Annotated in this window: 9 protein-coding genes and 1 riboswitch; of the genes, 6 read left to right on the top strand and 3 right to left on the bottom strand. The window is 37.9% G+C overall.

What is annotated here, in order from left to right; translation table 11 throughout:
- Positions 1-4 precede the first annotated feature (4 nt).
- Complete coding sequence (locus tag ACQ86H_RS12840; protein ID WP_246862795.1) at positions 5-2,575, bottom strand: putative LPS assembly protein LptD; 2,571 nt, start codon at positions 2,573-2,575, stop codon at positions 5-7.
- A gap of 164 nt (positions 2,576-2,739) precedes the next feature.
- Here ACQ86H_RS12840 and ACQ86H_RS12835 point away from each other — a divergent pair, with 164 nt between their 5' ends.
- From ACQ86H_RS12835 to ACQ86H_RS12820, 4 genes are all read left to right on the top strand, one after another.
- A complete protein-coding gene (locus ACQ86H_RS12835) occupies positions 2,740-3,603 on the top strand; it encodes an N-acetylmuramoyl-L-alanine amidase family protein (RefSeq protein WP_138822336.1) in 864 nt (287 codons plus the stop codon).
- Positions 3,604-3,615: 12 nt separating this feature from the next.
- Complete coding sequence (locus ACQ86H_RS12830; protein ID WP_431295093.1) at positions 3,616-4,392, top strand: N-acetylmuramoyl-L-alanine amidase family protein; 777 nt, start codon at positions 3,616-3,618, stop codon at positions 4,390-4,392.
- A 170-nt stretch (positions 4,393-4,562) separates the two neighbouring features.
- On the top strand, positions 4,563-5,516 hold the full coding sequence (locus ACQ86H_RS12825) for an MlaD family protein (protein ID WP_138821568.1): 954 nt from the start codon (positions 4,563-4,565) through the stop codon (positions 5,514-5,516).
- A 301-nt stretch (positions 5,517-5,817) separates the two neighbouring features.
- Positions 5,818-6,018, top strand: a complete 201-nt coding sequence (locus ACQ86H_RS12820; RefSeq protein WP_431295092.1) for a YtxH domain-containing protein — start codon at positions 5,818-5,820, stop codon at positions 6,016-6,018.
- Between the two features lie 180 nt (positions 6,019-6,198).
- On the opposite strand, the gene ACQ86H_RS12815 is transcribed toward ACQ86H_RS12820, so the two are convergent.
- Positions 6,199-7,635: a SusD/RagB family nutrient-binding outer membrane lipoprotein gene (locus ACQ86H_RS12815; RefSeq protein ID WP_431295091.1), complete on the bottom strand. Its 1,437-nt coding sequence runs from the start codon at positions 7,633-7,635 to the stop codon at positions 6,199-6,201.
- Between the two features lie 11 nt (positions 7,636-7,646).
- Positions 7,647-10,814 (bottom strand): SusC/RagA family TonB-linked outer membrane protein, encoded by a 3,168-nt coding sequence (locus ACQ86H_RS12810; protein ID WP_138821571.1) that lies wholly within the window; start codon positions 10,812-10,814, stop codon positions 7,647-7,649.
- Positions 10,815-11,134: 320 nt separating this feature from the next.
- Positions 11,135-11,241: riboswitch (SAM riboswitch) on the bottom strand.
- Positions 11,242-11,378: 137 nt separating this feature from the next.
- On the opposite strand from ACQ86H_RS12810, the gene ACQ86H_RS12805 reads away from it, so the two are divergent.
- The gene (locus tag ACQ86H_RS12805; RefSeq protein WP_431295090.1) at positions 11,379-11,531 is read left to right on the top strand and encodes a hypothetical protein; all 153 of its coding nucleotides are present in this window, start codon (positions 11,379-11,381) and stop codon (positions 11,529-11,531) included.
- Positions 11,532-11,764: 233 nt separating this feature from the next.
- Complete coding sequence (locus tag ACQ86H_RS12800; RefSeq protein WP_431295089.1) at positions 11,765-12,646, top strand: peroxiredoxin family protein; 882 nt, start codon at positions 11,765-11,767, stop codon at positions 12,644-12,646.
- The last annotated feature ends 80 nt before the right edge of the window (positions 12,647-12,726 follow it).

Raw genomic sequence — 12,726 nt, 5'->3', positions numbered from 1 at the left:
AAATTTATCGGTATGTGCTGTAAAACCCTTGTCTTTTACTCAATTTCAAATCCTGCAATATTGATGCCTTCACTTTGATGGTTACCGAATAACTTTTGTAAGCCCCGTAAGGAACCCAGTTTACACTCATATCCCAACAATGTAAATCGCGGTATATGGCCAGGTTCATCGGCGTTAAACCGTTATTTTTAAAATCGTAACCGGAGTTAAACGTAACCTTCCATTTTGGGGTTAAGTTAACATCACCATTAAAGTTTAAGGTATTTGAAGTTGTAGTGGTATTTCCATCATTAGAATACTGGAAACTATAAGAGAACGAGAAATTCCATGGAATGTTAAAATCAACAAATGCATTCGGATCCCGGCTTATAGCCGCCAATTGTTCAGACTGTATATCGGTCAGGCCTTTTTTCTTGGATGCTTCCCCTAATTTGTCGTTAGCCTCATTCTTCCGTTTTAATGCTTCCGGATTTAAACTGTAATCAAACGAGAAACCAAAGCTGGTTAATCGAGGCAGGAATTGATTCCTTTGGAAAAATAAGCGGTCTTCTCTTATTTTAAGGGTTTGACCGTTAACTGTTGTATCTTTTAAAGCATACGGATCTAATGTTCCGTTATAGTTTATACCTAATTTATCGGTAAACTGCGAACGGCCACTAAAACCAATGGTAGATAATTTATAAGATGGCGCCAGGAAATTATAGGAACCGCTAAAACTCAAACCCTGGATGATTGGAATCTTTTTTGAGCCCGTTCCGGTTGTATCATTCTTATTCCTCACCTTTAGTTCGACTGTATTATCCAGGCCAAAACCAATAGATGCATTGGGGCCGCCAAAAGAGCCAGGCTGAGCCATACCATCAAAAATAGAATATTTTAAAGGTTGCCCACTGACATAAATTTGATTCCCGTTCTGATCTATTGCTGGTCTAAAAGGTCCTGCTCCTGCTTTGGTAAAATCCGGAGAGTAGGAGAAAGATACGTTTGGTGTCATTACATGCCTCAATGCCTGTATTTTACCAGCCGGATTAAAATCTCTTCTTCCGTAAATTTTAGTCGAGATACTTGTTGACAAACTGTAACTACCTGCTCTTTTAAAGCCACTGATGGTATCTTCTCTAAAAGAATAAGTATTATCGGCATAACTGGTATATCTTCTGTTTACATTCTGAAAATTCCAAACTTCGTTGTAGGTACCGCCCAGGCTAAAGTTAAGATATTTCAACGCTGTAAACGACATATTTATAGGAATACTATGCGAAAATCCACTCCTTAAACGTTTTAAACCATCATTTTGAAAAAGCAAACTATCAAAAGTATCAATTCGGTTTGTTCCCTGTAAGCTGTAACCTACCGTAATTTTTTGATACCATTTTTGCTCTCCCACAGCATTTTTGGGACTAAATGGGTTAAATGTAGGTACGTTGAATGTCATTTCAGGTAACCTAAGCGATATTGCTCTTGTACTTAAAGTCTGATCACTTGATGCAGCCAAAGAGAAATTCATACCGTTCGAATAAGCCTTGGCGTAACTAATGCTACTACTTGTTGAGTTGGTGGCAATGGTGTTAATATCGTAAGTTGTACCTGCTGCAGTATTTTTATAGTAGCCTTTTCTTCCTGTTGATACCAATCTTACACTCGCGCTAAATGTAGTACCGGGATTCGCATTGGCATTTTGGCTATGGCTCCAGTTGATACTAAAGTTTTTGGTGGGGTTTTTAAAAGCCTCAGTGCCTTCTAAACCATCTTTAAAACTGGAGTAAGCTAAGTTGATATTGCCGTTGTATTTATATCTTTTGGTATAATTACTCAATACACTTGTTTCATAAGAACCATTGGTATAAATGGAACCTAAAAGTTTAGCATCCCAATAATCGTTTAATCCGAGATAATAACCACCATTTTGCAAGAAAAAACCCCTTGTTGCATCTTCACCTGGCGTAGGAAGGATTACACCAGATGTTCGTTTATTTGGTTTAGGAAAAAATGCAAATGGTAGGCCCAGGAAAGTAGGAATATCTTCAATAATCATGTAGACTGGCCCGGTAATAATCTGTTTCTCCGTTACCACCCCTTTAGAAATCATTAATCCAAAATGCGGATGCGGAAGATTACAGGTACTGTACATTACATTTTTAATGTGCAGTTCATCGTCTATTTGCTTTTTACTTTGTCCACCAGAGAAGAAACCTCCTTCCTGCTCAGAAAAAACACCATATACTTTGGCCCGGGTTGTTTCTGAATTGTAAAAAATAGAATCTGCTATGGCGGTCCCTTCTGCACCTGATTTAAAGATCGGTTTACCGGTATATCTACCAGTTTTTGGATCTTTAACACCCCGGGCGAAAATAGAATTTTGCTTTTTATCATACCTGATATAACCCGCATCTAGCTCAAAATCACCATATACCACCCTTGCGTTTCCATATAAATAGACAATACTTTTATCGGCACTCATTTTTACCGAATCCTCTGCTTTGTATTCTACTTTCTGGTCGATACTACTGTTATTTTTACCTGTCTTTTTAGTCGTATCCTTTTTGGTTGTGTCTTGCTGGATGATTTGTTGCAATGAAAAATGAGAAAATGCGTTAGCTTTACCAACAACAAGTGTTAATAAAATGACAGATATTAGTAAAATAGAGCTCTTAAGGAGTTTCAAATTCGTGTTTGAATGTTATTTTTGCACAGATGTTTAATCAAAAACGTTCAAAATTAGTGAAAAATATACCATTGATGTATCTTAAATCCATTTTAACAATTATTATTTATTTAGTGTTATCAAATTCATTTGATAATCAGGCGTTTGCACAGGAATATAAAATTAAAACAATTGTGATCGATGCTGGTCACGGTGGTAAAGATGGTGCAACTCACGGTGTGTATTCGAAGGAAAAAGATGTCGCACTTAAAACGGCATTAAACCTTGGCCGCGCGCTTCAGGATAGTTTGAAAGACATTAAAGTGATTTACACCCGTGAGTCGGATGTATTTATTCCTTTATATGAGCGTATCAATATTGCAAATAATGCAAAAGCCGATTTATTTATTTCCATTCATTTAAATGATATGCCGGTTAGAGTATCGAGAGTGGTAGATTATTATAAAAAAGTAAGAGGCAGAAAAGTACCTGTTTACAGAACCGTTACCTCTAAGAGTACTTCAACAAGGGGAACAGAAACCTTTGTATCTGGTACGAGACGTTTAGGTGAGCAGGATGAAGTGATCAAACGTGAAAATGCATCGATGTTTCTGGAAGAGAACTATCAGAAAAACTATGAGGGTTTTATTGCGAATACCCCTGAAAGTGACATTATGTTATCTTTAATGAAACAAACCAATAGAGATAGAAGTTTAAAGTTTGCTTCGATGCTTCAGCAAGAATATGTTAATGCTGGCCGTATCAACCGGGGCGTACAGGAGAAAAGCCTTGCCGTTTTGGCCCGTGCAGCAATGCCTGCCGTATTAACAGAAATAGGTTTTGTGAGTAATCCGGAAGAAGAAGACTATATGAACTCTGCTGAAGGACAAAACGAAATTGTGAGTGGCATTATTAAAGCGATTAAGAATTATAAACGGATAGCCGAAACATCATTTTAAGATCCCGCATGCATGAAGATTAAACTTCTGATTACAATACTTTTATTTTCGTTACTGGTTGCTGAAAAAGTATCCGCTCAAGGTTATAAAATCAGAACAATTGTTATTGATCCAGGTCATGGTGGCAGAAAACCCGGAGCCTCAGGTAGTTTTTCGAAAGAAAAAGATATTTCGTTAAAGGTTGCATTGAAATTAGGTGCATTATTAAATGATGAAATGCCTGAAATTAAAGTAATTTTCACGCGTAAAACAGATATAGATGTTGATTTATATAAACGGGCGGAAATAGCGAATGAAGCTAATGCAGATCTTTTTATATCTGTACATTGTAATTCAATGCCTCCGGGTAATAAACATATCAAAGGAGTAGAAACATTGGTTGCAGGATCGCACCGGTTAAAGGAACAAGATGCGGCCATACGTGAGAATGCCGATATTAAACTGGAAAAGAACTACAAAAGTAAGTACGATGGTTACGATCCAGGTAACCCGAGTAGTTTTATTCTTTTATCGCTTTTAAAAAATACCTTTCGAGACAAAAGTATTAAATTTGCCAAACTAATACAGAACAGTTATATCAAACGGGATGAACGTTTTAGCCGTGGTGTTAAAGAACAGGGCGTTTTGGTATTGCAACGCTGTGGCATGCCTGCAGTTTTAACAGAAGTAGGTTTTATCTCAAATACAGAAGAAGAAAAATATATTAATTCGCAGAATGGACAGAACGAGATCGCCAATTCTATTTTGGAAGCAATAAAAACATACAAAAAAAATATTGAAGTTAAATAAGTGGCATTATAAATGATAGTTATTTTAACTTTGAAAAAAATATAAATCGGATACCAAACAAATAGTGCTGCCTTTATGTATTTATAGGGTTTAGCACAATAAAAAAATATGACGCTCTAACAAGTGAAGAAAAAATACTTCAGCACTTGTAGCCATTAAATAAAACACTCATGAAGATTAAGAACGAAACCAAAGTAGGTATTTTAGCTGCATTTGCCATTGCTTTATTAATAATTGGATATAATTTTTTAAAAGGAAATTCAATTTTCTCAAGTGAAACTACATTATATGCAAAATATACCAGGGTTGACGGTTTGACTGTATCAAAACCTATCCTGATTAATGGTTATCAAATTGGCCGCGTGGCCAAATTGGAGCTACAGGGAGATGGCAGTATCATTGCTACATTAAGTGTAAACAGCAAGTACGAAATTCCCGAAAACAGTATTGCGCGCTTAGAAGGTACAGATCTTTTGGGTAGTAAGGCTATTGTAATGTCGTTAGGTAACTCTAAAAAAATGGCAGAGGATGGTTTTACCTTAAACGCTAATGTAGAAAAAGGTTTAATGGAGCAGGTACAGCCCGTTCAAAAGAAAGCGGAATTAATCATCGGTAAAATGGACTCTATTTTAAGTAGTGTTAATTCTATCCTGAACCCTAACTTTCAGAAAAACGTTGATAAAAGCTTTAATAGCATTGCGGGTACATTGGCTTCGTTAGAAACAACATCGAAAAAAGTTGACGGTTTAGTAGGGTCGGAAAGCGCCCGTATCGAAGCCATCTTTAAAAATGTTGAAGGCATTACTGCTAACTTAAATAACAATAACCAAAAAATTAGTGATATTTTAACTAATATTAATACAGTTACTGATAAGTTTGCTGCTGCTAATTTTAAACAGACTTTAGATAATGCAAACAATGCTATTGCCGATTTACAAAGCGTAATTTCTGGAATTAAAGATGGAAAAGGTAGTTTAGGACTATTACTAAACGACGATAAAATGTACCAGAATTTAAATAATGCTTCAAAAAATCTCGATGAATTAATGATCGATTTGAAAGCTAATCCTAAGCGTTATGTACACTTCTCTGTATTTGGTGGTGGCAATAAAAAAGATAAGTAACTAATTTTTATAAATGCGAAAGCCTCACAGTGTAAATGAGGCGAATGAAAAGCAGGCATAAATAATTTATAAGGAGAAAGCGGATGAACATCTTACGACCTGTTCATCCGCTTTTTTTGCATAGTGTCACTTTTCTTTTTTAAACCGCAGGATCTCTAATTTACCTGTGGTCTCCGTCCTTTTGTGGTGGTAAATTGAACGTTTAATGCAAAGTCAACTAAGCGCATTTGTAACAACAGTTATTTAGAATTGTCTAAAACTTTTAACAGTATCAAAATGTTTATTTAAAAAAGAAAAGAACATGGGAATTTTAAGAACAGCAATTATTGGCGCTGCAGTGTACGCAGGCGTAAAATATATCACGAAAAAAGATCCAATTACCGGACAATCGATCGTTGACGAATTATTTGATCGTGCACCGCAGTGGGCCGATAAAGCAAAAGGTTATACAGAAGACCTGAAATCAAGGGTGAGTAACGCCGCTGAAGATTTAGCGAGATGAATACCTTGTAGAAATAAAGAGCCTGAAGAGGCTAAATATCTATTTCTCTGACTCAAAAAAAAACGTCCCGATTTAAAACCGGGACGTTTTTTGTTACAAAGCGATCGTCTTTCCCGCGCAAACGGGAATCTTAAAGCCTGCCGCATTTAAAGACACTTCCTCTTTTTTTACGAATTAGCACTAAAAAGCATCAAACCAAAGCTTAGTGGTTAATAAATCTGCACCTTGGCTGCTCACTGCATTTTTATAATTCTGTCCGTTTAACGATTGTTCAGAGCCTGGATAAATAAAACGTACCGGAATTTTGCCATTCAACACCGTATTAACAGACGCGGTTAATTGCGGATAATCTAATCTTCTCTGCTCGGCCCAGGCTTCTAGCCCCTGACCAAACAAAGCAATCCATTTTTGCTCACCAATTGATTTTTTATAGTTGCCCGCATCATATTGTGCCGCAGCCTGATTAATATAATTATCAACAGCACTTCCACCTATACTGTATTGATCAAATGATGCCCTGATGGCCTGTTTATACAGATCAGCTGCATTTTCAGTGGTATAGCCTCTTGCAGCGGCTTCTGCCCTATCAAAAAGCAGTTCGGCATAACTAAAAATCACTGCCGGTGCTTTTGGTGCTAAAAAGTAAGTTCCTGGTCTGGAAGAATTTGCCAAACCTATTGCACTGGCTTCTGAATTTGTTGAACCATTCGGAATACCTACATACGTTTGAGGTGTTACATTATCAGTTTTGCTTGCATAAACTGGTAGTCTTGGATCATTTAGCGCAAAAAGTTTATCTACGATGGTTTTGCTGATCCGGTAATCATTTCTGGTTTCGAATGAGGCTGCTACCGGATTTTGCTGTGGCGAATCACTGTAGAACAGTTGCGCATTCTCTGATTTGCTATTAATATAAGCGCCACCTTCTGCAAATATTTCATCAATTACCTGTTTAGACTTAGCCGGCTCTTTATCCGCAATGCGTAAAGCGATACGAAGACGTAAAGAATTGGCAAACTTTTTCCATAAAGCAATATTACCACTATAAATCACATCACCGCTTACAACTTTTCCTGAAGCTGGATCTAAAGCCGCCTGTGCAGTCTTTAAATCGTTAAGAATACCGTAATAAACATCCTTTTGCTTGTCGTAAACTGGTGTAACAAACTGTTTAATTTTTCCGGCCTGCGTATATGGTACATCCCCGTAAGCGTCGGTAAGCAATAAAAATACCCACGATCTCAGTACCAGGGCTACACCTTTATAATTTGGATTACCTTGAGCATCGCCCAACTCGATAATTTTATTAAAGCCAGCAATACTTTGTGCGTATCCGGTAGACCATAAAGAGGTAAAGCTACTGTTCGAAAAGATAAACCGATCTTCTTCCGTATACTGAACTTTAGCCCAATGTTGTGCAAAAAGCAGGCTTGAGTTCATATTATTGGTTACCCCCCAATATGCATCAGCTGTAGTTTTAGTGGTGCCCGTAAGTAAATAATCAGGTTGTGGAATTTCTGGAGCATTCGGATTAATATTCACCTCATCGAGCTCTTTATTGCAAGATGAAAATGCAATTGCCAGAATGGCCAGTATATATAATTTTTTATTTTTCATGATGGTAAGATTTAAAATTTAACATTCAGGTTAATACCGTAACTGCGAGTACTTGGGTTAGAAAGGCTTTCCAACCCCTGTCCGTTGCCCGTATTAAAGGCTACTTCGGGATCAATATCTACTGTATTGCGGTGAATAATCCAAAGGTTACGGCCAACAAGTGATACAGAAACGCCTTGCAAACTTAGGGGACGAATCCATTTGGCCGGCAAATTGTAACTAAGCTTAACTTCACGAAGCTTAACGTAAGAGGCATCGAATATATTTGCTTCATCAATATTCCTAAACGATTTATAATATTGTTGGGCAGGTAAAACTTTTTCATTGCGTTTGCCATCTGCGGTTACGCCATCAAAAACAATTCCGTCATCATAAACCGTTACACCTGCCGGAGCGGTTCCGTTTACTCTTACGGTGCCATTTTCCTTTTTATTATCTGGATAATAGTAAGAAATACCACCATATTCTGCTGCTCTTCCCGGAAGCGTAGAAGCCAAAACACCAGTATAAGTACCTGTTGCATAAGTACCGTTATAAATAGAACCACCAATACTCGCATCAACCAATACGCCTAAACTTATACCTTTATACGTAAAGGTATTGTACACACCGCCAATCCAATCTGGTGTATATTTTCCCAATACCTGTTTGGTTGGGTTTGTAGCTGGTGCACCAGTGGCATTTACAATAATATTTCCATTGCCATCTCTTAAAAAGGCTGTTCCGAAAAGTGATCCATAAGGTTGTCCGACGGTAGCAATTACCTGCGCTGAATTGGTTGCTACAATGTAATTCGTTAATAATTTCTCCGCATCGAGTTCAATTACCCTACTCCTGTTTGCAGCGAAATTGAAATCAATATCCCATGTAAAAGTTTTTTTGACTGGGGTGATGCCCAATTGTGCTTCTATACCCTTGTTATTTATTTTTCCGGCATTAAGCAGTTTTGAGCTAAATCCGGTACTTTGACTTACATCGGCAGCCAAAATCTGATTGTAACTATTGGTATTGTATGCACTTAAATCGAAACGTAACCTTTTGTTAAAGAACACCGCCTCAACGCCCAGTTCTGTTGAAGTGGTAGTTTCTGGTTTGAGGTTAGGATTAAGGTCGATATTACTTGTGGTAAGTTGAGGGTTTGCGTTAAATGGCGCACTAAATGCGTAAGTATTGATCAAACGATAAGGATCTGCATCTTTACCTACTTTAGACCAGCCCCCACGTATTTTCAAATAATTAAGTGCTTCACTTTTAATGTCAAATGCTTCGGTTGCTACAAAGCTTCCGTTAAATGACGGGTAAAAATAAGACCTGTTCTGCGCAGGCAAAGTAGACGACCAATCGTTACGTGCCGTGATGTTGGCGAAAAGGTAATTTCTGAAACCGATCTGACCTGATGCATAAACGCTATATGATTTTAAACGCGATAAATTATTGGATGAAATCAAGGGATCACGAGAGTTTTTAAGGGTATAAAGTCCGGCGATGGCCAGTTTAGGTGCACTTTGATCATTCTGCTCAATATATTGCCTGCGGATGTTACCGCCACCCAATAATTCTAAGCTAAAATCATCGTTTAACTGTTTGTTAAAGTTTAAGGTTGCGTCGGTATTATTCTCGCTTACCGTAAAGGCACTTTCGGTGTAAGATCCAAAAGGTGTTCCGTTCGTACCATAAGCGATTCTAACTTTACGCCTATCGTTGTAATAATCCGTACCCGATCTGAAATTGAAATCAAGGCCATCAATAATTTTATAATTAAGGGCTAAACTACCTATAATCCGACTGCGGTTCTGCGAAACTGTATTTTCGTAAGCTACCCAATATGGATTGCTGTAATAGCTATTATTCCAGTTAAACGTTTTTCCATTTTCATCCAAATAGTTTTTTAGCTGGTTAATATCAACCTGACGGCCGAACCAGGTAAACTGCAACATGGTACTGGTTGATCTTGATCCACCCGTTCCTGGTAAATTATCAGAATTAAGTTTGCTGTAATTTGCGTTTGCGGTTAAAGTTAATTTAGGTGTTACTTTTACTGTGGTATTCAATACAAACGAATTTTTGCCCTGTCCGGAGTTTGGTACTATACCTACTTGTTTCAGGTTATTGTACGATAATCGGAAGTCGTATTTTTCGCCAGCATCTGCAACAGATACCCCATTATTTAAGGAATATCCCGTTTGAAAGAAATCGCGTACGTTATCCGGATGGGCTACAAACGGAACAGGCACCCCTTTGGAATAAAACTGCGGAATTAACCTACCATCCAGTTTTGGTCCCCAGCTCTCATCTACCCCATCATTAATACCTTTACCAGCGCCATCCACATAACTGAACTTACCTTCTGATCCCTGACCAAAAGCATTTTGATAAACCGGCAGGGTGAGCAAAGTTTCTAGAACCGCGTTTGAATTAATGGCAATGCCCAATCCTTTTTTCGATTTACCTGTTTTGGTTTTAATGAGGATCACCCCTGCTGCAGCCCTCGAGCCATATAATGCAGCTGCATTTGGTCCTTTTAGGACGCTCATCGATTCGATGTCCTCCGGATTGATATCTGAAATGGTATTGGCGTAATCCCTGGCCCCAGCCGAATTCAACTGCGAGTTATCTACCGGAATTCCATCAACCACAAATAAAGGCTGGTTATTTCCGGCTATAGATGTTTCTCCTCTGATGACTACGCGAGATGATCCCATACTCCCCTGACTGTTCGTTACCCTAACCCCAGCTATTTTTCCAGCCAATGCATTTACCAGGTTAGATTCTTTAGCTTCGGCTACACGGTCTCCTTTCAATTCCTGAACGGCATAACCCAAAGATTTTTTCTCCCTTGAAATACCAAGAGCCGTTACTACCACTTCGTCAAGCGCATTATCGCTGGGTTGAAGAATGACCGAAATTGGGCCAGCATTTTTGTTGATTTGTATTTCCTGAGTTTTGAAGCCAATGTATGAAAATACTAAAATGGCTTGATCAGGCGCACTGATAGAAAAAACGCCCTTACCATCAGAAATAGTGGTTTGTTTGGTTTCTTTGATAAGAATAGAAACGCCTGGCAGTGTTTCGCCATCCGCCGATTTTACCGTTCCGGTAATGGTGACATTTTGAGCAAATACCTGCTGCGTAATAAAGAGCAGTAAGATGAGTGGTATTGATTTAAAAAGTTTGATCATGTGTATGTTTAAAAATTAGTTAAAAGATAAAAATCTGGGCAAAACGACTCCTAAACAGTTAATAAACGTGTTTTATTAAAAATAAAATGGAGTGGTTAGATCAAATGGGCCTGTTAAAACGGAGCAATTTTAACAGGGCGTGCGCATTCGGAAATATGCATTAGGGTTTGCATCAATGGATTTTAACTCGTCTGTTTTTTTCATTTCAATGATTTTCTATAAAACATATTTACTTATCAAAAGCAGCGTCAGGGCAAAAAAATAGCACCCCTTAAATCAGAAGTGCTCCATATATTTTGATAAGGATAATGCAAACAACTGACTTAACTACCCCAGATTCATCAGGGATGGAATTAGCACCATTTCTATAAATTAGATGGTTGCTAAGGCTTCACAGGGCCATTCCCTCCGCCTTTCTTGATAAGTATTTTAAAATAACTGGGGCAAAGGTATAATTAATTCCATTTATCCTATAGTTTTTATAGATTTTTAATGAAATATTTTTTATTTGGTTATTCCGCCCGTATATTTGTCGACTAATTTAGTCGATTAACACACGTCCTGATGAACCTAAAATCCATATTTACCGCCATACTGGCCATATCAACCTCTTTAACCTTTGCGCAACAACAGGCTGTATTGGCCAATCGCCAACAAGCAACAATCAAAGAAAAAAAGCAAAAGCATTTGTTGCGCTGGGCCATTGGCGTGGTATAGCGAAAGTAAAGGAAGGATTAGAAATCCCTTTTAATTTCGAAATCAACGAAAAAAGCGGTCAACAGAAATTATATTTCCGCAATGCCGAAGAAAGTTTCGAAGGTGGTCGGGTAAAACAAACTGCCGATTCACTTTTTGTCAAACTGGATCAGTTTGATAACGAACTTGCATTTGCTATAGTTGGTGATCAACTAACCGGCGCATTAAGAAAACAGGATAAAACTGGCAAACCTTTGATAATTATTGCCGAGCGAAAAAATTATCGTTTCAAAACTGATAAACCTGCCACAGCAGACTATTCTGGAAGTTATGATGTGGTTTTTACATCGACAAATGGTAAGGAAGAAAAAACAGTAGGTTTATTTAAGCAAACAGGAAACAAACTTACCGGCACATTTTTACGTGTAACCGGCGATTCTCGTTATCTTGAAGGCGTGGTAGAAGGCAATGAATTCCAGCTTTCGAGTTTCATCGGCTCCTCTCCTTCTTACTATAAAGGCACCTTTCAGCCAGACGGTACTTTAAGTGGTGAAATTTTGGGTGCAAGGGGAAGTCAGGCTTTTACCGGAACCAAAAACAAAGATGCTGCCCTGCCCGATCCTTACAAACTTACCTACCTGAAAAAAGGATACAAAACGCTTGATTTCAGCTTTCCTGATGTAAACGGCAAAAAGATTTCGTTAAAGGATGAAAAATATAAAAACAAGGTTGTGATTTTAACCATCACAGGTAGCTGGTGCCCTAATTGTGTTGACGAAGTTACTTTTATGGCGCCATGGTACAAAAAGAACAAAAACCGCGGTGTAGAAATTATCGGTTTACATTATGAACGTTCAACGGAGCCTGAATATGCAAAGAAAGTAATGACCCGTTTCAGAGACCGTTTTGGTATCGAATATGACCAGGTATTGGCAGGTACAGCGGACAAACAAGTAGTATCTGAATCATTGCCTGCGCTTGATTCATTTTTATCGTTTCCAACCACGATAATTATTGATAAACAAGGTAATGTAGCACAAATTCATACAGGTTTTAATGGCCCGGCCACCGGTAAATTTTATGATGAATTTTTGAAAGAATTTAATACAGAGATTGATACGCTGTTGAAGAAATAGGCATCATGGTTTTATTCCTTAGTTGTCATTCTAAACGCAGTGAAGAATCTTCTTATCTGTTGGTGTTTTAAAAAAGAAAT

Origin of the sequence: Pedobacter sp. P26, from assembly GCF_050632135.1 — a bacterium.
GTDB lineage: Bacteria > Bacteroidota > Bacteroidia > Sphingobacteriales > Sphingobacteriaceae > Pedobacter.
This window is presented reverse-complemented; position numbering and strand designations above follow the sequence as displayed.